Origin of the sequence: Limnohabitans sp. MMS-10A-178, assembly GCF_003063375.1 — a bacterium.
GTDB lineage: Bacteria > Pseudomonadota > Gammaproteobacteria > Burkholderiales > Burkholderiaceae_C > Limnohabitans_A.
Map to the genome: position 1 here is coordinate 868,664 of NZ_NERY01000001.1, position 26,240 is coordinate 894,903.

The window sequence follows — 26,240 nt, forward strand, 5'->3', positions numbered from 1 at the left end:
TTCCTTTAGGCGTCTACTTGAAGGGCGCCGCGTCTCATTTGATCACGTTCTAAAGACTCAAACAATGCCTTGAAGTTGCCTTCGCCAAAGCCTTCATCGGCTTTGCGCTGAATGAACTCAAAAAACACAGGACCTAGCAATGTTTGCGAGAAAATTTGCAAGAGCAAACGTTTTTCGCCATTGGCAGTTGAACCGTCCATCAATATACCGCGGGCTTGCAGCTCTGCCACGGGTTCGCCATGGCCTTGCAGACGCTCTTCCAGCATTTCATAGTAAATGTCGTTGGGTGCCGTCATGAGGGGAATGCCCGCCATTTGAAGCGAGTCGACGCTCTTCATAATGTCGTCGGTGAGCAGGGCAATGTGCTGAATGCCTTCGCCGTTGAACTGCATCAAGAACTCTTCAATTTGCCCGCCGTTCTTGCCAGACTCTTCGTTGAGCGGAATGCGAATGAGGCCATCGGGCGCCGACATGGCTTTGCTAGTGAGACCTGTGTGTTCACCCTTGATGTCGAAGTAACGAATTTCACGGAAGTTAAAAATCTTCTCGTAAAAGCCGCTCCAAAACGCCATGCGACCCTTGTACACATTGTGTGTGAGATGGTCGATGAGTTTCAGGCCATGGCCGAAGGGGTGACGGTCGGCGCCTTCAATGAATTCAAAGTCAATGTCGTAAATGCTCTTGCCGTCTTCATAGCGGTCAATCAAATAAAGGGGCGCGCCGCCAATGCCCTTGATGGCGGGCAGTCGCAACTCCATGGGGCCTGTAGGCACTTCAACGGGTTGGGCTCCCATGTCGAGTGCGCGTGCGTAGGCTTTGTGTGAATCTTTTACCCTAAAAGCCAAAGCGCAGGCGCAAGGGCCATGCTCTGCCGCAAAGTAGCCCGCCAAGCTTCGAGGCTCGCGGTTGACAATGAAATTGATATCGCCTTGGCGATAAAGCACCACATCTTTAGAGCGGTGTTTGGCTACCAAAGAGAAGCCCATTTTTTCGAACAAGGGCTCTAAAACACCAGGAACGGGGGAAGCAAATTCAACAAACTCGAAACCACACAAACCCATAGGGTTGTCAAACAAATCGGCCATGTCTATCTCCAAAAAAATAAAAACGCTTAGCTAAAAAATTAGAAGCGTTTGTTTGGAGGCGAGCAGATGCGTCCGCGAGTGCTGCGGGCGAGGTGAATACCGACGATGAGTGTTTGTGGTTGCATGGCTTTAGATGGCCTCACGCACAGTTTCGCATATCTTCTGAGTGAATGCACTCTTTTTGTGAGTTGGCTAAACCACCGGCACCTCCGTCCAATCGGTGGTGTAGTTGGGCGACCGCCTTTCCTGCCGCATTTGCCAACCGCTGTAGGCGCCTTGTGTGGACACCTTTACCGCGCCACGACCAAAGCGTTTGTTGAGGGCGTCCAAGGTTTGCATCAGTGTGCCTTGCGTGGGCAAAGGCTCTTCTAGCAAGTCACCTTGGTGGTTCGTGACTGGGCTGATTTCGCTCAGCATGATGCCGGCTTTTTTGTATTGGTACTCGGGCTTGTACATGCGCTCGCACAGCGCATCTACCCACCTGAAAATGACCAAGCTGTCGTTGGTGGGGTAGGGCAGTGGCACCGCCAAGCTGGGGCTGTATTGCGGCAAGTCTTTTCTAAACCGGTTGGTGTGCAAGAACACTTGAATGACGGCGGCTTGGCCGTTTTGTGCGCGCAGTTTGGCGCAGGCATTGGCCACAAATGTAGACAGCGCATCTTTTAAAACAGGCAATTCTGTGACCATATTGCCGAATGAACGGCTAGAAATAATTTGCTGTTTGTCGGGCGTGACTTCTTGTAAATCAACGCACGGAATTTCTTGCAATTCGCGTTGTGTTTTTTCGATCACGACGCCAAAGTCTGCGCGCAGTGTGGGGGTGTGTGCCGTCTTTAAATCTTGCACGGTGTGAATGTTGTACTCGGCCAAACGCTTGGTGAGTTTGCGCCCCACACCCCACACTTCGCTTGCTGGTAATTGCGTAAGCAGCTTTTCTTTTTGTATTTCAGTGAGCGCATTGAAATTGAAAACACCTTGCGAGCGCGGATGCTTCTTGGCCACATGGTTGGCCAGCTTGGCCAGCGTTTTGGTGGGACCAATGCCTACACACACCGGAATGCCCGTCCACTGCACCACACGCTGGCGCATGGCGTAACTCACTTCACGTAAATTGGGCGTGCCCGTGAGGTCTACAAAGCATTCGTCAATGGAATACACCTCGGTGCGCGGCGAGTACTCGCTCAAAATTTGCATGACGCGGTTGGACAAGTCGGCATACAGAGCGTAGTTGCTGCTAAGGGCAAATACGCCGTGCTCTTTCACCAAGTCTTTGCACTCAAACCAAGGTTGCCCCATGCGCACACCCAAGGCCTTCGCCTCGTTGGAGCGCGACACCACGCAGCCATCGTTGTTGGACAACACCACCACGGGCACGTTGCGCAGGTCGGGGCGGAACAAGCGCTCGCAACTGACGTAGAAGTTGTTGCAATCGATCAAGGCCAACTGCTGCAAAGGTTGCTGTATTTGCAAAGCCACGCGCGCGCACCTCTCAATACAACTTGTGCAAGTTGTAAGTGACCACGCCCCAAATGCTGAGCTCCTCGCCACTTTTGACCACAATGGGCGGGTATAAATTGTTCTCGGCCACCAGCTTGACCACGCCACCGCGCTTGTACAAACGCTTCACGGTGAACTCGTTGTTGAGCACGGCCAACACAATGTTGTTGTGCTTGGCTTCAATGGACCGGTCAATCACGAGCGCATCGCCTTCGTAAATGCCAGCACCCACCATGGAGTCGCCCTTCACTTTGAAAATGAAGGTGGCCTCTTTGTTGCGAATGAGGTGGTCATTGAGGTCAATGCGCTTTTGCGTGTGATCGGCCGCAGGCGAGGGAAAGCCAGCGGGCACTTTCCAGGCGCACATGTTGAGCCACAGCTTGGGGGCTGAGGGGTCTAAGGGCTGAGGTGTGATGAAAGCATTTGTAGGCATGCTTGAAATATACTGTACAAAAATACAGTATAGTAAGGAAAATACCACTTCGCAAGTTGCCAGACCTACAATGGCAGCTCGAGGTTTTACAAAGCCAATGCATTTCATCAATCAACGAAGAAAGGCGCTAGATGAACAGAATCACTCTAGAACCAGGCAAGCGTGGTGGCAAGCCATGTATTCGTGGGTTGCGCATCACGGTGTATGACATCCTGTCGCAGTTGTCCCAAGGGGCCACGCAGCAAGAAATTCTCGAAGACTTTCCTGAATTAGAAGCAGAAGACATCCTGGCGGTACTGTCGTTTGCTGCCGATCGCGAGCGAAAAGTCTATTCAGTTGCAGTCTGATGAAGCTGTTGCTAGATGAGAACCTGTCTAGACGGCTGGTTCCTTTTTTACTGACCGCCTATCCAGGATCTACTCAAGTCGTCTTGGTAGGCTTGGAGGCCGTAGACGATGCTCAAGTTTGGCAATACGCCAAGGCAAACGATTTTGTAATCGTTACGCAAGATGCAGATTTCGAAGAACTCTCATTGGTCAAAGGGCATCCGCCTAGTGTCATTTGGATCAAAACTACGCATCCATCGCGCTCTACCATTTTGAAAATCCTATTGGATCAACAGTCCTTGATTCATGAAGTCTTGATCAACCAAAATCAAGGTTGTATTGAAATTACGCAGACACAGAGCTGATCACACCAAGCTACTTTCTCCGCGGTTTATGCGGTGATTGTGGTGTTTTGACCATTTCTAATAATTGCAATGTGCACGTCTTTCGAATGAGATGACCAAAAATTAACCAAGCCTGCGTTTCAGAGGGGTTATTCAGAAGTACGAACCCGTGCTCCTGTGGCCCATTGGTACATTAATTACTTATCAAACTGAGGAGACCTCCCCATGCTAGACCGCCGCTTATTTTTAGGAGCTGGCATTGCCGGCGCATCCGCTCTCACTTTCTCATCCGTGTGGTCTCAAGCTTCTCCCAACTTTGGCCCGCCCACTTTGCCCACTGTGGGCTTTAAGCGCATGAAGTTGGGCAACATGGAAGTCATTGCCTTGAACGATGGCGCGGTGCGCCGTCCTTTGGGTGAAGAGTTTGTGACCAACGCGCCCCTTGAGCAAGTTAAAGCATTGCTTGCAAGTCAAAACCTGCCCACCGATTACATCGATGTGCCCTACACCCCCTTCTTGCTCATCAATGGCAATCAGCGCTATTTGTTTGACACTGGCTTTGCCGACAACGGCCCCCCCACCACCGGCAAACTGGCCGCCCAATTGGACGCTGTTGGCCTGAAACCCACAGACATCAACAACGTGGTGCTCAGCCATTTCCATGGCGATCACATCAACGGTTTGCGCAACAGAGCAGGTCAGTTGGTTTATCCCAATGCGCGTGTGCACGTACCTGCGCCAGAGCATGCTTTCTGGATGGACGACGCCCGCATGGAAGCTGCCCCTCCCGGCATGAAAGGCGCCTTCATGGGCGTGCGCCGTGCACTGGGCAATTTGGGCAGCGATCAGTTGGTCAAATTTGAACCCGGTGCAGTCATAGCGCCAGGCATTACATCCATCGCCGCCTTTGGCCATACACCTGGCCACACTCTGTTCCGCATGGACTCGGAAGGCCAATCGTTTGCTTACGTGGCCGACATCACCAATGTGCCTTCTTTGTTTGCACGCGCGCCCGACTGGTCTGTGTTGTTTGACATGAACCCTGCCATGGCCCGCATGTCACGCCGCCGCGTTTTTGACATGTTGGTCAAAGACAAAATGATGGCCGGTGGTTTCCACTTCCCATTCCCAGCGTTTGGCACCATGGAAGTCAGTGGTACTGGGTATCAGTTCAAGCCGGTGGCAGCGTAAAGTACAAGCCCTTGACTTAATTAACTTAATAGTTAATTATTCGGGGCATGAGTGCCCAACAATCTTCACCAGTCATCAAGACGCGAGACGCCGAAAGGTCTCGCGCAGTCATCCTGAGTGCCGCCCTCGAAGAGTTTGCTCTGTTCGGTTTAGGCGGTGCAAGGATCGACCGCATTGCCGAGCGATCCAATCTCAACAAGAGATTGATTTACTACTATTTCTCCGACAAAGATCAGCTCTTTCAAGCGGTGCTCGAAAGCGCCTACGAGCAAATTCGGGAAAGCGAAAAGAAGCTCAATCTGCAGTCTTTAGAACCAGCCACCGCAGTTCGCACGCTGGTTGAATTCACTTGGAATTACTACCTGGAGCACCCAGAGTTTTTAACCCTTCTTAACAGCGCAAATCTGCACAAAGCCAGGCATATTCAAGAGTCGCCCAATGCGCGAGCACTTAATTCGCCGCTGATCGAACTATTGGGCGAAATATTGGAAAAAGGACGGCTGTCGGGCGAGTTCAGAGGTGGTATTGATCCGGTGCAGCTCTATGTTTCTATTGCAGCACTTTCCTATTTCTACTTATCCAACAACGCCACGCTGTCCACCATCTTCGGACGCGACTTGATGAGCCCCAAAGCCAAGAGCGAGCGCCTGTCGCACATGTGTGAAGTGATCCTAGGGTATGTCCTGAGGAACTAGATTTGATAGCAGGTTGACGCTGGGCTTAAGTCGTTTCTAAAATGAATTATTCACTTAATGGTGAATTATCAAGTTCAATACAGTAGCGCCTTAGCAGGGGTGCGTGTGTTGTGGCTTGTCTTCATTGACTCAAAATTAGGAGGCTTTATGACCCGTTCACGCCGCTTTGCGCTGGCTTTCATTGCATCCCTCACTGCATTCACATCTGGCGTGGCACTGGCCCAAGCGGGTTATCCCAGCAAACCCATCAAGGTTGTTGTGCCGTTTCCTGCAGGTAGCACCACCGACATCATTGCTCGCGCCATTGCCGACAAGATGAGTCAAAGCATGGGCCAGCCTTTGGTCATAGACAACCGCGGCGGCGCCAGTGGCACCATTGGTCAACAGGCGGTGGCCACAGCACCCGCAGACGGTTACACCATCATGGTTCACTCCTCATCGCACACGGTCAGTCCATCCACGTTTGCCAAGTTGCCGTTCGATACCTTGAACGACTTTGTGGGCGTGACGCCCATTTCCAGCACGCCCAATGTGTTGGTCATGTCGCCTTCTAAAAACATCAAAACCTTGCAAGAGTTGTTGGCTGCAGCTCGCGCAAAGCCAGGCAGTATGAACTTTGCTTCTGCTGGTCAGGGCAGTGCAACTCATTTGAATGCAGAGAAATTCAAATTGGCCGCAAAGATTGAAGCCACCAACATTCCATTCAAAGGCTCTAGCGAAGCAGTTACCGAAATCATTGCTGGTCGAGTCGACTACTACTTTTCACCCATTGCACCAGTCATTGGTCAAATTCGAAATGGCCAGTTGGTGCCTTTGGCCGTGGGCTCTTCAAAACGTGCCAGCGCTTTGCCACAAGTGCCCACCACCGCTGAAGCCGGTGTGCCAGGTTCCGAATTCAACTTTTGGATTGGCATGATGGTGCCTTCTAAAACGCCTCGCGATATTGTCAATCGTCTGAATGACGAAGTGGTCAAAGCACTTGCAACACCAGAAGTAAAAGAGCGGTTCACGACATTGGGTGCAGATGCTTGGACCATGAAGCCAGAGCAATTTGACGCCTACATTCGCGACGAAATTAAGAGCAACGCCATCTTGGTGAAGGCTGCGGGACTCTCGCCAGCACCTTAATTTCCAACCAACACCTTTACCCTTCCAAACGCAAAAGAGATATTTATGGCTGTACAGAGACTTGGCATCATCATGCATGGCGTGACGGGGCGCATGGGGATGAATCAACACTTAATTCGATCCATTGTGGCCATTCGCAATCAAGGCGGTGTAACCCTCTCCAATGGTGACAAGGTGATGCCCGATCCTATTTTGATTGGCCGCAATGCTGAAAAAATTGAAGCCTTGGCCAACGCCAATGGCATCACTCGTTTTGACACAGACCTCGACAAAGCTCTGGCCAACAAAGACGACACTGTTTTCTTTGATGCGGGTACAACGGAAATGCGTCCCACCTTATTGGCCAAGGCCATTCAGGCTGGAAAGCATGTGTATTGTGAAAAACCCATTGCCACCAATTTGAATGAAGCGGTAGAAATTGCGCGCCTTGCAGAAAAGTCGGGCGTGAAGCACGGCGCCGTTCAAGACAAGTTGTTCTTGCCTGGTTTGCGCAAACTCGACATGCTCAGAAAAGCAGGCTTCTTTGGCAAGATGCTCAGCGTGCGCATTGAGTTTGGTTATTGGGTGTTTGAAGGCGACTTGCAGCCAATTCAACGACCCAGCTGGAACTACCGCAAAGAGGACGGCGGCGGCATTATTCTCGACATGGTGTGTCACTGGCGCTACGTGCTCGACAACCTGTTTGGTGAAGTTCAATCGGTGTCTTGCTTAGGCGCCACACACATTCCCAAGCGTTGGGACGAGGCCAACAAGCCCTATGAATGCACAGCCGATGACGCAGCCTATGCCACCTTTGAATTGAAAGGTCATCAAGGCGAGCATGTGGTGGCACAAGTCAACAGTTCATGGACCACACGTGTCAATCGTGAAGATTTGGTCACCTTCCATGTCGATGGAACGCATGGCTCAGCGGTTGCAGGACTACAAGCTTGCAAGGCGCAAAGCAGAGTCAATACGCCACGTCCTGTTTGGAACCCTGACGTGAAGCAAACCATGACGTTCACAGACCAATGGCAAGAGGTGCCCGATACGCAGTTCTACGACAACGGTTTCAAAATTCAGTGGGAACACTTTATTCGGCACATTGTCGAAAACGAACCCTATCGTTGGACATTGCCAGAGGGTGCCAAAGGTGTTCAGCTGGTAGAGGCCGCCTTGCAATCTTGGCAAGAGCGTCGCTGGGTTGATGTAGCGCCCCTCAAAATTTAAGGCGCAGCATGACTTACCGCATTCAATTACCCAGCTCTGATGGTCAACTAGAGGGCTATAACCTGGTTGGCACTGCACCCGTCAAACCCAAGTTGGGTGTGAAGTTCAATCGAATTGCTTATTCAGCCGCTCATGTGGTGTCCAATCCTTTGGCGCCACACGAGCCATGGTTAGATTGCGCCGTTGACTGGGATGCCACCATTGCCTACAGAAAACATTTGTGGAAGTTGGGTTTGGGTGTGGCAGAAGCCATGGACACAGCACAGCGCGGCATGGGCTTAGATTGGCCCACATCGCTCACTCTTATACAGCGCTCAATTGATGCTTCTAAAGATGTACCTGGTGCATTTTTGGCTTCTGGTTGTGGCACCGATCATTTAAATTTAGACAGAGTTTCAACTGTAGACGAAGTAATTGCTGCTTATGAATTTCAGATGGAAGCCATTGAAAAGTTAGGTGGCAAGCTCATCATCATGGCCAGCCGTGCCTTGGCCCGAGTGGCCAAATCACCCGCCGATTACGAGCGTGTTTACGACAGAATTTTGAGTCAAGCCAAACAGCCAGTGTTGTTGCACTGGTTGGGTGATGTGTTCGACCCAGCTCTAACAGGCTACTGGGGCAACAAAGATACTGACAAGGCGATGGAAACAGCGTTGGGCATCATTCAGGCGCATGCCAACAAGGTGGATGGCATCAAAATATCTTTGCTGGACAAAGACAAAGAAATACAGATGCGCCGCCGCTTACCAGCCAATGTTCGCATGTACACCGGTGATGATTTCAATTACGCCGAATTGATCGCTGGCGATGGCCAGGGTGAACACGTGGTGCAAAAGCAAAGCGATGCTTTGTTGGGAATTTTTGATGCCATTGCGCCGGCTGCCAGCGCTGCATTGGGTGAGTTGGCCCAAGGCAACGTAGAAAAGTTTCATGCCATCTTGGGGCCCACGGTGCCTTTGTCGCGCCATATTTTCAAAGCACCCACACGTTTTTACAAAACTGGTGTGGTCTTCATGGCTTGGCTGAATGGCCATCAAAAACACTTCACCATGGTGGGCGGGCAGCAGAGCACGCGTTCTGTGATTCATTTGGCAGAGTTGTTCAAATTGGCCGATGCTGCCAATTTATTGGAGCACCCAGACTTGGCTTTGCACCGGATGAAAACCATGTTGGCAATGCATGGTGTTGAATGAATTGAAAACTTATATCCAAGCTCAAATTAAACAGGAGACATCATGAAAAAAATGACACACCACTTAACACTTGTGAGTCTAGGCCTTGCATTGTGTTTTGGTTCTGCCAACCTATGGGCACAAAGCGCCGCCAACTATCCAGACAAGCCAGTCAAGGTCATTATTCCTTTCCCGCCCGGCGGTACGCTCGACAAAATTGGCCGCATGTTGGCCCTCAAAATGGGCGAACAACTCGGCCAAAACTTTGTGGTGGAAAACCGTCCAGGCGGCAACGGCATCATTGGCGCAGACGTGGTGGCCAAGTCCAACGCTGACGGTTATACCTTGCTGTTCAATGCCAGTACTTTTGTGACAGCGCCCATGACCATGAAGTCGGTGCCCTACAAAGTGCAAACCGATTTCACGCCCATTGCTTTCGTAGCTTCTGCGCCGCTGTCCATTGCTGTTAGCAATAAATTGGGTGTATCGGATGTCAAAGGACTGGCTGCTGCTGCCAAAGCCAATCCTGGAAAAATGAATTTTGCGGTAGGCTCTATTGGTTCTGCGGGGCACTTGTGCACCGTCAAATTGGAACAAGCTACTGGCACTCAAATTACCATCGTGCCCTACAAAGGCACAGGCCCTGCCATGACCGATTTGGTAGGAGGACAAATTGAAGGCTTCATTGATCCTGTTTTGGGATCGGTTCAGTTTCACCGTAGCGGCCAACTCAAAGTGGTGGGCGTGACCTCCAGCAAGCGTTTACCCAATTTGCCAGATGTAGCCACCGTCTCTGAAACCATTCCAGATTTTCAGTGTTCCAGTTGGTACGGTTTGTGGGGCCCTAGCAAACTGCCTGCCGACATGGTTCAAAAACTCAATGCAGCAGTTAACAAAGCTTTGTCAGGAGAAATGCGTGATCGCCTAATTGCAGACGGCATTGTGCCTGCAGGTGGCAGTGCTGCTGAGTTTGCAAAATTCCAAGCTGATGACATTGCTATCTCCGGCAAAATCATTGCCGACAAGAAAATTGCATTGGACTAACCCTCTACATGCTAGAAATGCTTTCACCTTGCGCAATTGTCACTGGAACCAGTTCTGGTATTGGTCAAGCAATTGCGTTAAAGCTTTTGAGTGAAGGCTGGCATGTGCATGGGCTAGATGTTGCACCCACCCCCCTTCATCAAGCCCAATTTTCTTCATGGACACTCGACTTGACGCAATCGGATGAATTAGAAGCCGTCTTAGATCAAATTGTGTCCAAGCATCTTCCGCAAGTGTTGGTGCATGCGGCGGGTGTGTTGAGGGTGGGAAGTTTAGGTGCACTCGATATGCAGGCGGGTCAATTGATGTGGCAGTTGCACGTAGATGTGGCTACCAGATTGGCCAATCGCATTCTGCCCATCATGAAGCATGTACATCATGGCCGCATGATTTTGGTGGGTAGTCGTGTCTCTGTTGGTATTGCTGGTAGAAGTCAGTATGCCGCTACCAAGGCAGCCATCTTGTCATTGGCCAGAAGCTGGGCTGCAGAAAGCATTGCAGAGGGTGTGACGGTCAATGTGGTGTCGCCTGCTGCAACCGATACGCCTATGCTGAAAGATCCTGCTCGTGTAGCCACGACACCACGCTTGCCACCCATAGGTCGTTTGATTCAGCCGGACGAAGTGGCTGCACTGGTCGCTTTCTTAACGCGCCCTGAAGCTGCAGCTATTACGGGTCAAGACATTGCCATTTGCGGTGGCGCTTCAGTGTCACGTTGATTAACTTGAGCTTCCAAATGAAGAGTAACAACGTATGAAAGCGTCTTCAGCCTTCGTGACTGATCAATGCGTCGGAATTATTGGCTTGGGTTTGGTGGGCACAGCGTTGGCCACACGCTTAAAAAAAGCAGGATATCGGTGCATTGGTTTTGATATGCGCAACGAAGCCATGCTCGCATTTGAAACTGCTGGATTTAAAGCATGTGAGTCTGTAAACAGCATACTCAATCAAACCAATACATTGGTGCTTGCTGTATTCGACACTTCAGGCGTGCTGGCTGTGGTTGAGCAAATTCAGCAACACAGAAAAAATCAAACAAAGCTGCCCGTTATCACACTGATTGATTGCTCTACAGGCGACCCAAGCAAGCTGGCCGAGTTGGCACATCAGTTGTCTGCGGAAGGTATTCAATTCATTGAAGCACCCTTGTCAGGCTCCAGTGTGCAAATTGAAAACGGCCAAGCCACCTTGCTGCTAGGCGGCGAAGATCAAGATATCGAAAGCGTTAGGTCTGTATTGAATGCATTGGCTACATCGCAAGTCCATGTGGGTGGAGCGGGTATGGCAGCCAAAGCCAAGCTGGCAACCAATTTGGTCTTGGGTTTAAATCGAGCTGCATTGGCAGAGGGGATGGTCTTTGCGCAAACCATGGGCATTCAGCCTGAATCATTTCTACAACTGGTGTTGAACACGCCGGCCCGTTCTGAAGCTGCAGTGGTGAAGGGCGACATGATGGTCAAAGAACAGTTTGAACCACAGTCGCGCATTAGGCAGCATTTGAAAGATGTGCAGCTGATGCTGGATACCGCTGAGATGCGCTCCCAAAATTTGCCACTTTCGCAGGCCCATGCACAGTTGATGCGCAATTCCATTGCACAAGGCGATGGTGAGTTGGACAACGCCGCCATCATTCGCCAAATTCGACGTGAAAAAACCCATTCACCCAACAAAAAATAAATCATGCGCGATTTCTCAAACAACCATGAGTGGCTTTCCATCAACACAGCTACAGTCAGAAAAAGCCGTGGCCAAGACCTGCCATTGACAGACATCATTGAAGCCTGTGTTAGCCGGGGTATCAAAGCCATCTCACCATGGCGCGACCAAGTGGCTGCCGCGGGCTTGAACACCATATCCAAGCTGGTCAAAACTCATGGCTTGAAACTGTCTGGCTATTGCCGCGGCGGTATGTTTCCTGCTGCCACTGCCGCGGGCATACAAGCTGCAGATGCCGACAATCGCCAAGCCGTAGATGAAGCGTGCGAGCTCAATGCGCCTTGTTTGGTGCTGGTGGTGGGAGGCTTGCCTGGCGCATTGGCAGGACAAGCTGCCCATAAAAACATTCAGCAATCGCGCGACCAAGTGTTTGAGGGCATTGAAAAATTATTGGCCTATGCCAAGTCGTGCAACATGCCATTGGCTATTGAGCCGCTGCACCCAATGTATGCGGCAGACCGTGCTTGCATCAACACATTAGAGCAAGCTTTGGATGTGTGCGACAAACTAGACCCTGCGCAGACTGGCGCTTTGGGGGTGGCTGTAGACGTTTATCACGTGTGGTGGGACCCCAAGCTTCGGCAGCAAATTGAACGTGCTGGGCACAACAGGTTGTTGGCCTTCCATGTCTGCGATTGGCTCACCCCCACGCGCGATTTGCTAAACGACCGCGGCATGATGGGCGACGGGGCGATTGATATTCCAAAAATCAGGAGCTGGGTTGAGGCGCAAGGCTTTAATGGTTTTAGCGAGGTAGAGATCTTTTCTACAGAAAATTGGTGGCAAAAAGACTATTCTGAGGTGCTTGAGACGTGTATTGCAAGGCATAGAAGCGCTGTTTGAGTGCCTTACAATGACGCACAAGGGCCTATAGCTCAGTTGGTTAGAGCAGAGGACTCATAAACGATTGTAATACTTTTGTTTCTGAAATACTCTCAATAAAATCAACAGGTTACAGCGCCACAGTTGTCAAAATTTGCTTCCACACCGCTTCCACACTTTGCTGAAAATTTAAGCAGTATTTTTGGGGTCGAAAAGGGGCAAAGTACAATCAGTTTTTCGGGCCTATAGCTCAGTTGGTTAGAGCAGAGGACTTAAAGAGCAGGTGACCTAAAACATCAAAATGTCATGGTCATTTGTCGTTGGGTTGCATGCAGGTAAGTTAACTCTGCTGGCATGTAGAACTACTCAAATTCGGGGAAGCCTGTGCTGTTCACAGCGTGGTAATCCCGAGCCAAGCCCAGTAGCAATATTGGGAAGGTGTAGAGACTGTACGGGTAGGTCGTAAAGACAAGAGACAGTCCAGACTACAAACTGGAAACAGGCAGCGAAAGCTGTAGTAGTAAGCATAATCCTTTGGTCCCAGGTTCAAGTCCTGGTGGGCCCACCAAAAGTGAAAAAGCCACTGATTTTTAAAGTCAGTGGCTTTTTTCAAATCGTCGTTCGATAACTTATAGGGAAACTGAACGACCTGACAAGTTATTGAGCATCTTCAAAAAGGCTTTGGAAGTAGAAGGGTACATACTGGAGACATCGTTTACAGTTTGTACCGGTCACATCCATAGCACCTGATGTCCAAACAGATTGGTTACAGGTGGCAGGCAACAGCTGTCCATATCCAAACTTCGTAGATCGTAGTGACAGAGCTGGCTAACTAATTTTGATATTTGAATTGAACTGCAGGCATTGATTTCAGCCTCTATTTTCTTTCTGAACTTTATCAGCTGAGCCTTCGAGACCAGCCAGCAGAGCTTTGCTGTTGCCGGGAATGACCATTTGAAATTTGTTGTCCACATAGGTGTAGTCATAGTAGCCCATACGAGCCAGTGGTTTGATCTTTAAGACATCAATCAAACCATCCGGCGTGATGATGTTGTCGTCAATGTGAATGGCGACAACACGGCCAAATACAACATCCACAGACCCCATAGGTGGCGTACCAGGAAATCTGACCGTGTTGAGATAGGTGCATTCAAATTGAATAGGTGACCCTTTGACACGTTTCGGCTTGACCAAACGAGAGGGTAATTTTTCAAGGCCAGCAATTTCAAACTCATCAACCCCATGGTCGAGCTCTTGTGCAGATTGATTGACAGCATCGCGCAAATCATAGGTCGCCATGTTCCAAACGAATTCACCCGTTTGTTCTGCGTTGTTAACAGAGTCCTTGCGCAAGCCCTGCGTATTTTGATTGGCACTGAACATGACAATAGGCGGGTCAAATGTGACATTTTGAAATTGACTGTAAGGCGCTAAATTGTCTCGGCCATGTGAATCAATTGTTGAAATCCATCCAATAGGGCGAGGAATGACACAAGATTTGAACGGGTCATGGGGAAGACCATGAGGAGTTCGACCAGGTTCGTAATACATGCTATCTCCAGTGTGTAGTACTTGCTAAACTAAATGTTGAGTTTAGATTGTGCGACCGATAGTCTATCAACCCCACCATTTAACAATGCAGCAGCAAGATAATCAATCAACACGGACACACGGTGTGGGATGTACCTGTTGCTGGGCAATACAGCATAAATGCCCAGTGGCATGGGCTCAAACTTTTGTAAGACTGCGACCACACTTCCATTGTCTAAATAGGGTTGAGCCATGAAGTCTGGGGGGCGCGTGATGCCAAGCCCTTGCGCCGCGGCTTGCAGCAATGCTTCGCCGTTATTAGCCGCTAAGCGAGGGCGAATGGTTACGTTCACATTGCCGTCTTTTGCGCCATAGGTCCACGAGGTAGGTTGAAAGTTTTGTGAGTACACCAAGCACGCGTGCTGTGACAATTCGCGAGGGTGCTTGGGTCGACTGTTCTTTGCCAAGTAATGGGGTGATGCCACCGTGAGCAAACGTGTCTCACCCAATTTACGCACGATGTCGCCTGGCTCTAAACGACTGGTGATGCGAATGGACAAATCAATGCCTTCTTCAATCAGATTACTGCGCCGATCTGAGAAATCCATTACCAATTCAATATTCGAATGGGCTTGAGCAAACTCCAGCAGCACAGGCATGAGGCGCTGCAAACCAAAACTCAACGGCAAGCCCAAACGGATGCGACCACGCGGTTCCGTTTTTTCTTCGATCAAATTCGATTCGGCAGCATCCACCATGTTCAAGATGGCGCGGCATTTTTCAAGGTAGGCCGAACCAGCCGTGGTGAGTGTGAGGCTGCGTGTACTTCGCGTCATCAGCTTGACGCCCAGTTGTTTTTCGAGCGCCGAAATTTGCCGTGTCACGACCGAACGTGCCATACCCAGTTGGTCAGCTACGGCGGTAAAGCTGCCAGTTTCGGCCACCCGCACGAAAAGTTGCATTGCATTGAGTTTGTCCATTGTTGCTAATTTTGCAACAAATAATTGAAGATTGGGTACTTTTTCTAATCTTGAATCGTTTCTACATTACATGCGCCACACCCAATCACTTGTATGCAGACCTTTCGCAATGTTCTTTTTGTTCCGCACGGCGCTCCCACCTTTGCCCTTAATCCCGGTGCTGCGGGCACAGCTATGTTGCAGATGGTGCAAAAGCTGCCCACACCGCGTGCCATCGTGGTGGTGAGCCCTCATTGGGACACTCGAGTCCCCACCGTTAGCATTGCCACTCAGTTAGAAACCATCCACGATTTTTACGGATTTCCCGAAGCGCTGTACACAATTCAATACCCAGCCAATGGCTGTCCAGAAGTGGCCAAAGAAGGTGCCAACGCGTTGCGTAACGCTGGCATGGACGTGGATGACAGCAGCCAACACGGCTTGGACCACGGCGCGTGGCAACCCTTGCGTCAAATGTTTCCCCATGCCGATCTGCCCATCGTACCCCTGTCTATGCAAACGCATGCAGGCCCCGAGCACGCGTATCGCGTGGGACAAGCACTTTCAGGGTTGGTTAAGAAGAATATTTTGGTCATTGCTTCCGGCAACATCACGCACAACTTGCGCGACTGGCAAATTGCGGCATCGACCAACGGACAAACGCCCGACTATGTGCACCAGTTTTCCAATTGGGTGTCTGAAAAATTAAGTGCTCATGATTTGAGCGCATTGATCAACTACCGCCAACGCTCTGCCGAAGGCCGACAAGCCCACCCAAGTGAAGACCATTTGTTGCCGCTGTTTGTGGCGCTGGGCGCTGCAGGAACCGCTGCCACGCCCCAAGCTTTTTACCGAGGTGTGAGCGACTATGTCATCGCTATGGACGGTTATGCCTTTGTAAATTGAGATAACGCTTACGGAACTGCACGGGGAACTTTCTGAGTCACTTATCTTTGTTTCATGTCCTTGTTGGAGTACCCCAGACTATTGGTGGCATCCATCGGTGATTCATGGGCCATAACAGGCAGGTTATTCAACAGATTCGGCTTCCATGCCAGCCGCTTGATCGATCTTTTCCATGTTGTCCAGCAACTTCAGCAAGTAGTGAAGGGTGTGGGTTAAATCGCCTGTTGAAAAATCGACCAGTGCTGATTCGTAATAGGCGCGAATTTTTGGTTGCGCTTCCTTTTCCCAAACATGTCGGCCATTTTGGGTCATGCTGACTCTCTTGGCGCGGCGGTCATGTGTATCAGCGGCCAATTCAATGTGGCCATCCCGTTCCATGCGGCCAATGAGGCCCGACAGATTTTGACGGCTGACCTTCAGGTAATTGGCCAAGTCGCCCACGTTCATGCCGCCTTCTGCCTCTTTGCGAGACAGGGCACCCAAGACCGCCCATTGCTGCGTGGTCAGTCCTTCTTTCTCGACAGCCCTTGTGCCGGTTTTATGCAACATGTTGGCACATTGGTAAAGACGAAAGAACAACCTATTGGCAATTTCTAGTCGAGTTAGATCTCTGTCAATCATAGGGTTAACCATTGGTAAATTATTTAAAAAAATGCTTGCGTTGCAATTTTAGGATACTGCATAATATATCAATACATTGACATATATGCACTCTTATCAATTGCATGATGTTGACGTAAAGCATACCAACATCAGCATTCATCGGAGAGCCAAAATGAAGAAATTTGAAAATAAAACAGTCATCGTCACGGGCGGAGCAGGCGGCATTGGCGGCGCTGCTTGCCGTCGCTTCGCATCTGAGGGCGCCAATGTGGCCGTCTTCGACATGAACTTAGAAGCTGCCCAAAAAGTGGCAGACGAGATTAACGCGGCAGGTGGCAAGGCCGCCGCTTTCAACTGCAACATCACTGACCGCGCGCAAGTGGACGCAGCGGTGGCTGCTACCGAGGCGCAGTTGGGCCCTATTGATGTGTTGGTGAACAACGCGGGTTGGGACATTTTCAAGCCCTTTACCAAAACGGTTCCCACGGAGTGGGACAAGCTGATCGCTATCAACCTCACTGGCGCATTGCACATGCACCACGCTGTTTTGCCAGGCATGGCGGCCAGAGGCGCTGGTCGCATTGTGAACATTGCTTCAGATGCAGCACGTGGCGGATCGTCCGGTGAAGCTGTCTACGCAGCTTGCAAAGGCGGCTTGGTGGCTTTGTCCAAAACCTTGGCGCGTGAGCATGCACGTCACAACATCACAGTCAATGTGGTTTGCCCCGGCCCCACAGACACCGCACTCCTTGCTGGCTTTGCCGAAGGTGCAAGCAACCCAGAAAAACTGATGGATGCTTTTAAGAAAGCCATTCCGTTGGGCCGTTTGGGTCAGCCCGATGACTTGGCAGGCGCCATCGTATTTTTGAGCAGTGACGACGCTTCTTTCATTACGGGTCAAGTGTTGAGTGTGTCCGGTGGACTAACGATGCACGGCTAATCAGTCAATTTAATTTTGGAGAAACACATGCAATTCGAAGACATCCTTTACGAAAACCGCAATGGCGTGGCTTGGATCACGATCAACCGAGCCGACAAAATGAACGCATTTCGCGGTACCACTTGCGATGAAATTATCAAAGCCCTGAACAAGGCGGGCTACGACCGCAGCGTGGGCGCTATTGTGCTGGCAGGTGCTGGCGATCGCGCATTTTGCACAGGCGGCGATCAGTCTGCCCACGACGGCAACTACGACGGCCGTGGCACCATTGGTCTGCCCATGGAAGAGTTGCACACTGCCATTCGCGATGTGCCCAAGCCTGTGATCGCGCGTGTTCAAGGTTTTGCAATTGGTGGCGGCAACGTGCTTTGCACCATTTGCGACCTCACCATTTGCTCAGACAAGGCCATCTTTGGCCAAGTGGGTCCGAAGATGGGTTCTGTGGACCCAGGTTATGGCACCGCATTTTTAGCCCGTGTTGTGGGTGAGAAAAAAGCCCGTGAAATTTGGTATTTGAACAAGCGCTATTCAGGCCATGAAGCTGTGGACATGGGTTTGGCCAACATCTGCGTGCCGCACGATCAACTCGACGCCACGGTGCAAGAGTGGGGTGAAACCATTTGTGAGCGCAGCCCAACGGCCATTGCCATTGCCAAGCGAAGCTTCAACATGGACACCGCTCATCAAAGCGGTATTGCTGGTATGGGCATGTACGCACTCAAACTTTACTACGACACAGAAGAATCGCGTGAAGGTGTGAACGCACTGAAAGAAAAGCGCAAACCCGATTTCCGCAAGTACGCCAAATAAAGTCAAAACGGAGGCATGCCATGAACCCGAACCCTTACATTGATGACGATCTGCAAGCGCTGGCCGAAACGGTCCGTCGCTTTGCAGATGAACGAGTCAAACCAGGTTTTTTGGAGCGCGATAAAACGCGTGATTTAGACCGAAAATTACTCAAAGAAATGGGCGGGCTTGGTTTTATTTGTCCCGAGTTGCCTGAGGCCTATGGTGGTTTGGACATGGGTTGTTTGGCGGCCGGTGTGATCCACGAGGAAATCGCACGAGCCGACTTGAGTTTTTCTTATCTTAATTTGTTGGCGTCTTTGAACAGCCATATTCTTGCCAAATACGGAAACGCAGACATTGTGGCTCCATGGCTAAAGAAGATCATAGCAGGCGAGGCGATCTGTGCCATTGCATTGACTGAGCCACGTGGTGGCTCAGATGCCGCCAATCTGCGCTTAAAGATTGAGCGTGATGGTGATTTTTATGTCATCAATGGCGAAAAAACTTCCATCTCAGCTGCTGATCAAGCCGACATCACGGTGGTCTTTGGACGAACGGGCACGCCTGAGTCGGGTGCACACGGCGTTACGGCATTGCTGGTGCCCATGAACACACCAGGCATCACAACCAATCGTTTTGATTGCCATGGTCAGCGCGCCATTGGTCGTGGCTCGATTTTTTTCGAGAACGTCCGCATTCCCGTCAGTCATCGTCTGGGTGATGAAAACAAAGGCTTTGTGCAAGTGATGCATGGCTTTGATTACTCGCGCTCCTTGATTGGCTTGCAGTGTTTAGCCGTCGCCAGAGTGGCACTCGATGAAACATGGGAGTACATCACGCAACGTCAGGCATTTGGTCAGCCACTTTCGGCTTTTCAAGGCGTGACGCATCCATTGGCGCAATACGACACAGAAGTTGAAGGTGCACGCTTGGTGTGCTTACAGGGACTGTGGCTTAAAGACAAAGGTCTGCCCCATTCTGCCGAGGCGGGCATGGCCAAGTGGTGGGGGCCCAAACTGGCTTATGACGTGATCCATCAGTGCCTCCTGTGCTTTGGTCATGGCGGCTATGACCGAGGCTTGATGGAGCAAAGATTGCGTGATGTGTTGGGCTTCCAGATTGGTGACGGTACGGCCCAAATTATGAAAACCATCATTGCACGTACGCGCGCTGGACGGAAAAACGTACCAGCTTAAAAAGTCATTGAAAAAATCTAATCCAAAGGAGACAACCATGGAGTTCGATGCAGTTTTACTTCCCAAACGCCGTGCACAAATGATTGCGCAAGGTTTTTGGCATGACCGCACCATCAATGACGATTTAGATGCTTGTTTTGCGGCCTGTCCCGATAAATTGGCCTTGACAGCCTATCGGCTAGAAGCAGGCGATTTGCGCCGATTCACATACCGTGAACTGGTACAAATGGCAGATCGCGTGGCCGTTGGCTTGAGCAGGCTGGGTGTTCAGAAAAATGACGTCGTGGCATGTCAACTGCCCAACTGGTGGCATTTCACCGTCACCTATTTGGCTTGCTCTCGAATTGGTGCGGTCATTAACCCGCTGATGCACATCTTCCGTGAACGTGAATTGAATTTCATGTTGAAGCATGGTGAAGCGAAGGTCATCATTGCGCCTAAAACTTTTCGTGGTTTTGACTTCGAGACCATGATCAAGGGCATTCAGCCGAACCTGCCCGACTTGAAACATGTTGTGGTGGTCGACGGCAAAGAAGCCAATAGCTTTGAAGCATTGTTGAGCGGCCCTGCATGGGAAAAAGAAGCTGATGCAAAAGACATCTTGAGTGCCCATCGCCCCGGACCCGATGACATCACGCAACTGATTTACACCTCAGGCACTACTGGTGAGCCCAAAGGTGTCATGCACTCGGCAAATACTGTGATGGCCAACATCATTCCCTACTCGCAGCGCTTGCAGTTGGACGCACAAGATGTCGTCTTGATGGCCTCACCCATGGCGCATCAAACAGGCTTTATGTATGGACTGATGATGCCCATCATGCTTAAGGCCAGCGTAGTGTTGCAGGATATCTGGGAGCCCAATAAGGCTGTCGAAATTGTGCAGCTTGAAAAAGCCAGTTTCACGATGGCTTCAACACCGTTTCTCACTGACTTGACACGTACCGTCATAGAGAAAAAGACCTCAGTGCCCACACTCAAAACATTCTTGTGTGCGGGTGCACCTATTCCAGGACCGTTGGTTGAGCAAGCAAGGGCTGCCTTGAAAACCAAGATCGTTTCTGCATGGGGTATGAGCGAAAACGGCGCAGTGACGCTCATCAAAATTGATGATCCCGACGAGCGTGCTTTTACAACCGATGGTGTCCCATTGCCTGGCGTTGAGCTGAAAGTGGTGGAATCAGATGCTTCTGAACCTGCGTTACCTGTTGGAACGCCGGGTAAATTATTTTTAAGAGCCTGTTCTAACTTCGGTGGTTATCTCAAGCGTCCGCATTTGAATGGAACCGATGCCGATGGCTGGTTTGATACAGGTGATCTGGCGCGCATCGACGAAAAAGGCTATGTCCGCATCACAGGTCGAAGCAAAGACGTCATCATTCGCGGTGGTGAGAACATCCCCGTTGTGGAGATTGAATCCTTGCTGTATCGCCACCCTGCAGTGGCCATGGCTGCGATTGTGGCTTATCCAGATGAGCGCTTAGGCGAGCGAGCCTGCGCTGTGGTTGTGACAAAGCCAGGTGAAAGCTTTGACATGCCTACCATGGTGGCCTACCTGAAAGCGCAAAAAGTTGCCATTCAGTACATCCCCGAAAAGCTAGAGGTGCGTGAAAGTATGCCCTCGACGCCTTCTGGAAAGATTCAAAAATTCAAGCTGCGCGATGAGTTGCGCGACAGTGCTGCTTGAAGAATTTAACGCGCATGGTATTTACAAATTAACAGGAGACCTTTCATGAAACTATTGAAGCAAATTCAAATTCGCAGTGGCTTAACTGTTGCTGCCCTTTCAATTTTGGGTGCAGTTACAAGCACCCCAAGTTTGGCGCAGTCATGGCCTACCAAGCCTATTCGCATCGTGATTGGTTTTGCACCTGGCGGGACCACCGATGTCATGTCAAGACTGGTAGCTCAGGGTTTGACCGAGAGCCTAGGCCAGTCAGTTGTGATTGACAACAAGCCTGGTGCGAGCAGCAACATTGCGGCATCAGAAGTCATTCGTGCCACACCGGATGGCTATACCCTCTTTATTTCACCAACCTCAGTAGAGACCGTCAACCCCTACATTATCAAATCCAATATTCTGCCCTCGAGAGATTTGACACCTGTTGCAGGGATTGGTAAATCGCAAATGTACTTGGTGACCAAACCTCAGACTACAGCCAAGGACGTTAAAGAATTGGTGGCTCAAGCCAAAGGTGGCAAGTTGGCATACGCCTCTGCTGGCGCGGGTACGCCACCCCACTTGGCATGTGAATTGTTCAAACAGGCGACCAATACCAATATTTTGCATGTACCTTATAAAGGCGCCGCACCCGCTTTGCAAGATGTTTTGGCAGGACAAGCTGACATGGTGTGCGATCCAGGTATTGCGTTCCCTCACATTCGCTCTGGAAAAGTAAAGTTGTTGGGCGTATTGAGTGACAAGCGTTCACCATTTTTTCCAGACGTTCCCACAATCGCTGAGCAAGGTTTCAAGGGTGCAAGTTTGGACATTTGGTTTGGCATGTGGGCGCCCAACGGCACACCGCCAGAAATCACTGCACGCTTGAATCGTGAAATTGCCAAGGTTCTGGCATCACCCACCTTGAAAGCGCGCTACGCCGACTTGGGCGGTGAAAACGTGTATTTAGACACTACTGAATTCAAAAGCCTTTTGACCAATGAAGGAAAAGTTTTGTCGGCTTTGATCCGTGATCAAAAAATCACAGTTGATTAAATTGACCCAAGACATGTTGGAAGAACCTGTCATCGTCGCACGTGAAGGTCGGGTGGGCATCATCACCCTCAACCGACCTGCACAGCTCAATGCATTGAACGATGCATTGATGGATGCATTGGGCCGCGAGTTACTCAGTTTTGACCAGGACAAGGACATTGGTGCCATTGTCATTACTGGCAATGAAAAAGCATTTGCCGCTGGTGCTGACATTGCAGTCATGGCCGATTGGTCGTATATGGATGTTTATCAAAGCGGCTTTATCACGCGCAATTGGGAAACAATCCGGCAAGTTCGAAAGCCAGTCATTGCAGCCGTTTCAGGATTTGCCATGGGGGGCGGCTGCGAATTGGCTTTGGCGTGCGACATCATCGTGGCCGCAGAATCAGCCAAATTTGCACTCCCCGAAATCAAATTGGCCATGTTGCCAGGCGCAGGCGGCACGCAACGCTTGCCGCGTGCCATAGGCAAAGCCAAGGCCATGGACATGTGTCTTTCTGCGCGAATGCTGAGCGCAGAGGAAGCAGACCGTTATGGTTTGGTTTCGCGCGTGGTTCCAGACGCGCAGTTAACAGACACAACATTGAAGTTGGCAGCGCAGATTGCGGGCTATTCGCTGCCGGCGCTGATGGCCATTAAAGAATCTTTAAACAGAGCGCATGAGTCAAGTCTGAGTGAGGGCATCCTGTTTGAACGCCGTGAACTTCACGCACGTTTTGCCAGTGCAGATGCACATGAAGGCATGCGGGCATTCATCGAAAAAAGAAAACCTGATTTTCAGCACCGTTAAATATGGCACTCGACACCGAATCCTTTGAGCTTTTGCGCGCCACCGTTCAGCGCTTCATTTTGGAGCGTTTGATTCCTGCTGAGAATCACCTTGAAGAGCACGACGAAGTCCCTCTTGACATTGTTCAAGACATGAAAGACATGGGCTTGTTTGGTTTGACGGTGCCTGAGGAGTTTGGGGGTATCGGTTTGTCTGTCAGCCAAGAGATTTTGGTGAATTACGAATTGGGTCGCACGGCGCCCGCATTTCGCTCGGTGTTTGGTACCAATATTGGCATTGGCTCTCAAGGCATTTTGATGGACGGTACACCTGCTCAAAAGGCCGAGTACTTGCCCAAAGTAGCCAGCGGCGAGTTGGTCATGTCCTTTGCTTTGACAGAGCCCGATGTAGGCTCCGACGCCGCATCACTTAAGACCAAAGCAGAATTAGATGGCGATCACTACGTGCTCAATGGCACCAAACGCTACATCACCAATGCGCCTCGCGCTGGTGCATTCACGCTGATGGCGCGCACGGGGGGACCTGGCGCAAGTGGTGTGTCTGCATTCATTGTGCCTTCTAACTTGCCTGGCATTCGTTTGGGCAAGAAGGACAAAAAGATGGGACAGCGCGGCACGCAAACATGCGATGTCATTTTGGAAAACGTCAGAGTACCTGCTGCCAACATCATTGGTGGTGTCGCAGGTCAAGGTTTTAAAACGGCCATGAAAGTACTTGACCGTGGGCGCCTCAACATATCTGCCGTATCGTGTGGCTTGGCTTCGCGCATCTTGGACGAAGCCAGAACCTATGCCCGCGACAGAAAGCAATTTGGCAAAGCGCTGGGCGAGTTTCAGTTGATTCAAGCCATGCTGGCCGACAGCCAAGCAGAGCTTTTGGCAGCTTGGTCTTTGGTCAAAGAAGTGGCACACCGCTTTGACCAAAAGCCTGCCCACATGTCCAACCCCGAAATTTCAATGCAGGTGTCTTGCGCCAAATTGTTTGCCACCGAGATGGTGGGGCGTGTTGCAGATCGCGGTGTTCAGATCCACGGTGGGGCAGGGTACATCAACGAATATCCCGTCGAGCGTTTTTACAGAGATGCTCGTTTGCTGCGCCTGTATGAAGGCACCTCTCAAATTCAACAAATCATCATTGGACGCGAGCTGCTTCGCACGGCTTGATTTCTTTTCACTTTTTCCTGAATCAATATGTCTACCTCAAAAGCTACTTTTTCATGGTCCGACCCCTTTAACCTCGACGGACAACTGACCGACGAAGAGCGTCAAGTGCGCGATGCTGCCCATGCCTATTGCCAAGAGCGCCTGGCCCCTCGCGTGTTGGATGCCTTTCTCGAGGAAACAACTGACCGTTCTATCTTCACAGAAATGGGTGAACTGGGACTTTTAGGCCCCACCATTTCTGAAGCATACGGCGGTGCGGGTTTGAACTACGTCTGTTATGGCCTGGTGGCGCGAGAAGTCGAACGGGTTGATTCAGGCTACCGCTCCATGATGAGCGTTCAGTCTTCTTTGGTCATGGTGCCCATTGAAGAGTTTGGAACAGAAGCGCAAAAGCAAAAATACCTTCCTAAGTTGGTCACAGGCCAGTGGGTTGGCTGCTTTGGCTTAACTGAGCCCAATCATGGATCAGACCCCGGCAGCATGATCACCCGCGCCCGCAAGGTGCCGGGTGGCTACAGCATCACGGGCAACAAAATGTGGATTACCAACAGTCCCATTGCCGATGTGTTTGTGGTTTGGGCCAAAGACGATGAAGGTCAAATTAGAGGCTTCATTTTGGAAAAGGGTTGGAAGGGTTTGTCAGCGCCTGCAGTCCATGCCAAGGTGGGACTGCGCGCCTCCATTACCGGCGAAATTGTGATGGAAGAAGTGTTCTGCCCCGAAGAAAACGCCTTCCCGGAAGTGCGCGGCTTGAAGGGCCCCTTCACTTGCCTCAACAGTGCACGCTATGGCATTGCTTGGGGTGCATTGGGCGCTGCAGAAGATTGCTACACCCGAGCGCGTCAATACGTGATGGACCGCAACCAATTTGGCCGTCCTTTGGCTGCCAATCAATTGATTCAAAAGAAACTGGCTGACATGTTGACGGAGATCAGCCTGGGCTTGCAGGGCTGCTTGGCATTGGGCCGCATGAAAGATGCCGGCAATGCACCTGTCGAAGTCACTTCAATTTTGAAGCGCAACAGCTGCGGCAAAGCACTGGATGTGGCGCGCATGGCGCGCGACATGTTGGGCGGCAATGGCATCAGCGCCGAATTTGGCGTGGCAAGGCATTTGGTCAACTTGGAAGTAGTGAACACCTATGAAGGCACGCACGATGTTCACGCATTGATCTTAGGTCGCGCCATCACAGGCATTGCTGCATTTACAAATTAAGTTTGAATCACTATGAAAATTCTTGTTCCCGTGAAACGGGTTGTCGACTACAACGTGAAAGTGCGCGTCAAATCTGACGGCACAGGCGTAGACATCGCCAACGTCAAAATGAGCATGAACCCCTTTGACGAGATTGCTGTCGAAGAAGCGGTGCGCTTGAAAGAGAAGGGCATTGCCACTGAGGTGATCGCAGTGTCTTGCGGCGTCACACAATGCCAAGAGACATTGCGCACTGCCATGGCCATTGGCGCCGACCGCGGTATCTTGGTCGAAACACCTGCCGACTTGGATTTGCAACCTTTGGCGGTTGCCAAGTTGCTCAAAGCCTTGGTCGACAAAGAGCAACCCGGTTTGATCATCTTGGGCAAACAAGCCATTGATGACGATTGCAACCAAACCGGTCAAATGTTGGCTGCCTTGGCTGACTTGCCGCAAGCCACTTTTGCCTCCAAAGTGGAAGTGGTTGACGGTAAAGCGCAAGTGACACGCGAAATTGATGGTGGCCTGGAAGTCTTGTCTTTGTCCATGCCTGCGGTGATCACCACAGACTTGCGTTTGAACGAACCACGCTACGTCACTTTGCCAAACATCATGAAGGCGAAGAAGAAACAACTTGATAACTTCAAGCCAGAAGACTTGGGTGTCGATGTGTCACCGCGCATCACAACTCTCAAAGTATCTGAACCACCTAAGCGCTCTGCCGGTATCAAGGTGCCCGATGTTGCGACATTGGTGGATAAGTTGAAGAACACAGCGAAGGTAATTTAA

At 50.8% G+C, this 26,240-nt stretch carries 27 protein-coding genes; 21 read left to right on the forward strand and 6 right to left on the reverse strand.

The genetic code is table 11. The annotated features are described in order from the left end of the window. Positions 1–5 precede the first annotated feature (5 nt). The 3 genes from hppD to B9Z32_RS04355 all read right to left on the reverse strand — a co-directional run bounded on the left by hppD (position 6) and on the right by B9Z32_RS04355 (position 3,015). Positions 6–1,085 carry a 4-hydroxyphenylpyruvate dioxygenase gene (hppD, locus tag B9Z32_RS04345; protein WP_108420100.1) on the reverse strand — a complete coding sequence of 360 codons (1,080 nt, stop codon included), beginning with the start codon at positions 1,083–1,085 and terminating at the stop codon, positions 6–8. A 192-nt stretch (positions 1,086–1,277) separates the two neighbouring features. Next, positions 1,278–2,561: a Y-family DNA polymerase gene (locus tag B9Z32_RS04350; protein ID WP_233248067.1), complete on the reverse strand. Its 1,284-nt coding sequence runs from the start codon at positions 2,559–2,561 to the stop codon at positions 1,278–1,280. Positions 2,562–2,574: 13 nt separating this feature from the next. Further along, a complete protein-coding gene (locus tag B9Z32_RS04355; RefSeq protein WP_233248069.1) occupies positions 2,575–3,015 on the reverse strand; it encodes a LexA family transcriptional regulator in 441 nt (146 codons plus the stop codon). 131 nt (positions 3,016–3,146) lie between these two features. Here B9Z32_RS04355 and B9Z32_RS04360 point away from each other — a divergent pair, with 131 nt between their 5' ends. The 11 genes from B9Z32_RS04360 to B9Z32_RS04410 all read left to right on the forward strand — a co-directional run bounded on the left by B9Z32_RS04360 (position 3,147) and on the right by B9Z32_RS04410 (position 12,683). Next, positions 3,147–3,362 carry a DUF433 domain-containing protein gene (locus B9Z32_RS04360; protein ID WP_108420101.1) on the forward strand — a complete coding sequence of 72 codons (216 nt, stop codon included), beginning with the start codon at positions 3,147–3,149 and terminating at the stop codon, positions 3,360–3,362. Continuing rightward, positions 3,362–3,706: a DUF5615 family PIN-like protein gene (locus B9Z32_RS04365; RefSeq protein ID WP_108420102.1), complete on the forward strand. Its 345-nt coding sequence runs from the start codon at positions 3,362–3,364 to the stop codon at positions 3,704–3,706. The genes B9Z32_RS04360 and B9Z32_RS04365 overlap by 1 nt, the downstream gene beginning before the upstream one ends. Before the next feature lie 204 nt (positions 3,707–3,910). Beyond that, positions 3,911–4,876, forward strand: a complete 966-nt coding sequence (locus B9Z32_RS04370) for an MBL fold metallo-hydrolase (protein WP_108420103.1) — start codon at positions 3,911–3,913, stop codon at positions 4,874–4,876. A 47-nt stretch (positions 4,877–4,923) separates the two neighbouring features. Then, positions 4,924–5,571: a TetR/AcrR family transcriptional regulator gene (locus B9Z32_RS04375; RefSeq protein ID WP_108420104.1), complete on the forward strand. Its 648-nt coding sequence runs from the start codon at positions 4,924–4,926 to the stop codon at positions 5,569–5,571. Between the two features lie 147 nt (positions 5,572–5,718). Further along, the gene (locus B9Z32_RS04380) at positions 5,719–6,699 is read left to right on the forward strand and encodes a tripartite tricarboxylate transporter substrate binding protein (protein WP_108420990.1); all 981 of its coding nucleotides are present in this window, start codon (positions 5,719–5,721) and stop codon (positions 6,697–6,699) included. A 45-nt stretch (positions 6,700–6,744) separates the two neighbouring features. After that, a complete protein-coding gene (locus B9Z32_RS04385) occupies positions 6,745–7,908 on the forward strand; it encodes a Gfo/Idh/MocA family protein (RefSeq protein WP_108420105.1) in 1,164 nt (387 codons plus the stop codon). An 8-nt stretch (positions 7,909–7,916) separates the two neighbouring features. Then, positions 7,917–9,101 (forward strand): dihydrodipicolinate synthase family protein, encoded by a 1,185-nt coding sequence (locus tag B9Z32_RS04390; protein WP_108420106.1) that lies wholly within the window; start codon positions 7,917–7,919, stop codon positions 9,099–9,101. A 51-nt stretch (positions 9,102–9,152) separates the two neighbouring features. Further along, the gene (locus B9Z32_RS04395; RefSeq protein ID WP_108420991.1) at positions 9,153–10,124 is read left to right on the forward strand and encodes a tripartite tricarboxylate transporter substrate binding protein; all 972 of its coding nucleotides are present in this window, start codon (positions 9,153–9,155) and stop codon (positions 10,122–10,124) included. Between the two features lie 17 nt (positions 10,125–10,141). Then, positions 10,142–10,843, forward strand: coding sequence for an SDR family NAD(P)-dependent oxidoreductase (locus B9Z32_RS04400; protein ID WP_233248072.1), 702 nt, complete (start codon positions 10,142–10,144; stop codon positions 10,841–10,843). A 34-nt stretch (positions 10,844–10,877) separates the two neighbouring features. Next, complete coding sequence (locus B9Z32_RS04405; RefSeq protein WP_108420108.1) at positions 10,878–11,801, forward strand: NAD(P)-dependent oxidoreductase; 924 nt, start codon at positions 10,878–10,880, stop codon at positions 11,799–11,801. A gap of 3 nt (positions 11,802–11,804) precedes the next feature. After that, positions 11,805–12,683: a sugar phosphate isomerase/epimerase gene (locus B9Z32_RS04410; protein WP_108420109.1), complete on the forward strand. Its 879-nt coding sequence runs from the start codon at positions 11,805–11,807 to the stop codon at positions 12,681–12,683. Between the two features lie 849 nt (positions 12,684–13,532). Here B9Z32_RS04410 and B9Z32_RS04415 read toward each other — a convergent pair. Next, positions 13,533–14,213: a flavin reductase family protein gene (locus B9Z32_RS04415; RefSeq protein WP_108420110.1), complete on the reverse strand. Its 681-nt coding sequence runs from the start codon at positions 14,211–14,213 to the stop codon at positions 13,533–13,535. A gap of 29 nt (positions 14,214–14,242) precedes the next feature. Continuing rightward, positions 14,243–15,154 (reverse strand): LysR family transcriptional regulator, encoded by a 912-nt coding sequence (locus tag B9Z32_RS04420; RefSeq protein WP_233248074.1) that lies wholly within the window; start codon positions 15,152–15,154, stop codon positions 14,243–14,245. Between the two features lie 111 nt (positions 15,155–15,265). Between B9Z32_RS04420 and B9Z32_RS04425 the strand changes: the two genes are divergently transcribed. After that, a complete protein-coding gene (locus B9Z32_RS04425) occupies positions 15,266–16,057 on the forward strand; it encodes a class III extradiol ring-cleavage dioxygenase (RefSeq protein ID WP_108420112.1) in 792 nt (263 codons plus the stop codon). 123 nt (positions 16,058–16,180) lie between these two features. Here the strand turns inward: B9Z32_RS04425 and B9Z32_RS04430 are convergent, their stop codons facing one another. After that, a complete protein-coding gene (locus tag B9Z32_RS04430; RefSeq protein ID WP_108420113.1) occupies positions 16,181–16,690 on the reverse strand; it encodes a MarR family winged helix-turn-helix transcriptional regulator in 510 nt (169 codons plus the stop codon). 142 nt (positions 16,691–16,832) lie between these two features. Here B9Z32_RS04430 and badH point away from each other — a divergent pair, with 142 nt between their 5' ends. Genes badH through B9Z32_RS04475 form a run of 9 tightly spaced genes read left to right on the forward strand, consistent with a single transcriptional unit; the run spans position 16,833 to position 26,240 of the window. Then, entirely contained in the window at positions 16,833–17,600 is a 768-nt protein-coding gene (gene badH / locus B9Z32_RS04435; RefSeq protein WP_108420992.1) for a 2-hydroxycyclohexanecarboxyl-CoA dehydrogenase, read from the forward strand. A gap of 27 nt (positions 17,601–17,627) precedes the next feature. Then, on the forward strand, positions 17,628–18,410 hold the full coding sequence (gene badI / locus B9Z32_RS04440) for a 2-ketocyclohexanecarboxyl-CoA hydrolase (protein ID WP_108420114.1): 783 nt from the start codon (positions 17,628–17,630) through the stop codon (positions 18,408–18,410). 20 nt (positions 18,411–18,430) lie between these two features. Beyond that, positions 18,431–19,588, forward strand: a complete 1,158-nt coding sequence (aliB, locus tag B9Z32_RS04445) for a cyclohexanecarboxyl-CoA dehydrogenase (RefSeq protein ID WP_108420115.1) — start codon at positions 18,431–18,433, stop codon at positions 19,586–19,588. A gap of 37 nt (positions 19,589–19,625) precedes the next feature. Further along, a complete protein-coding gene (gene aliA, locus B9Z32_RS04450; protein WP_108420116.1) occupies positions 19,626–21,275 on the forward strand; it encodes a cyclohexanecarboxylate-CoA ligase in 1,650 nt (549 codons plus the stop codon). A 45-nt stretch (positions 21,276–21,320) separates the two neighbouring features. Then, the gene (locus B9Z32_RS04455; protein ID WP_108420117.1) at positions 21,321–22,304 is read left to right on the forward strand and encodes a tripartite tricarboxylate transporter substrate binding protein; all 984 of its coding nucleotides are present in this window, start codon (positions 21,321–21,323) and stop codon (positions 22,302–22,304) included. Between the two features lie 13 nt (positions 22,305–22,317). Next, positions 22,318–23,094 (forward strand): enoyl-CoA hydratase, encoded by a 777-nt coding sequence (locus tag B9Z32_RS04460; RefSeq protein WP_108420993.1) that lies wholly within the window; start codon positions 22,318–22,320, stop codon positions 23,092–23,094. A gap of 2 nt (positions 23,095–23,096) precedes the next feature. Then, on the forward strand, positions 23,097–24,257 hold the full coding sequence (locus tag B9Z32_RS04465; RefSeq protein ID WP_108420118.1) for an acyl-CoA dehydrogenase family protein: 1,161 nt from the start codon (positions 23,097–23,099) through the stop codon (positions 24,255–24,257). Between the two features lie 27 nt (positions 24,258–24,284). After that, positions 24,285–25,472, forward strand: coding sequence for an acyl-CoA dehydrogenase (locus B9Z32_RS04470; protein ID WP_108420119.1), 1,188 nt, complete (start codon positions 24,285–24,287; stop codon positions 25,470–25,472). Between the two features lie 12 nt (positions 25,473–25,484). Further along, entirely contained in the window at positions 25,485–26,240 is a 756-nt protein-coding gene (locus tag B9Z32_RS04475) for an electron transfer flavoprotein subunit beta/FixA family protein (RefSeq protein WP_108420120.1), read from the forward strand.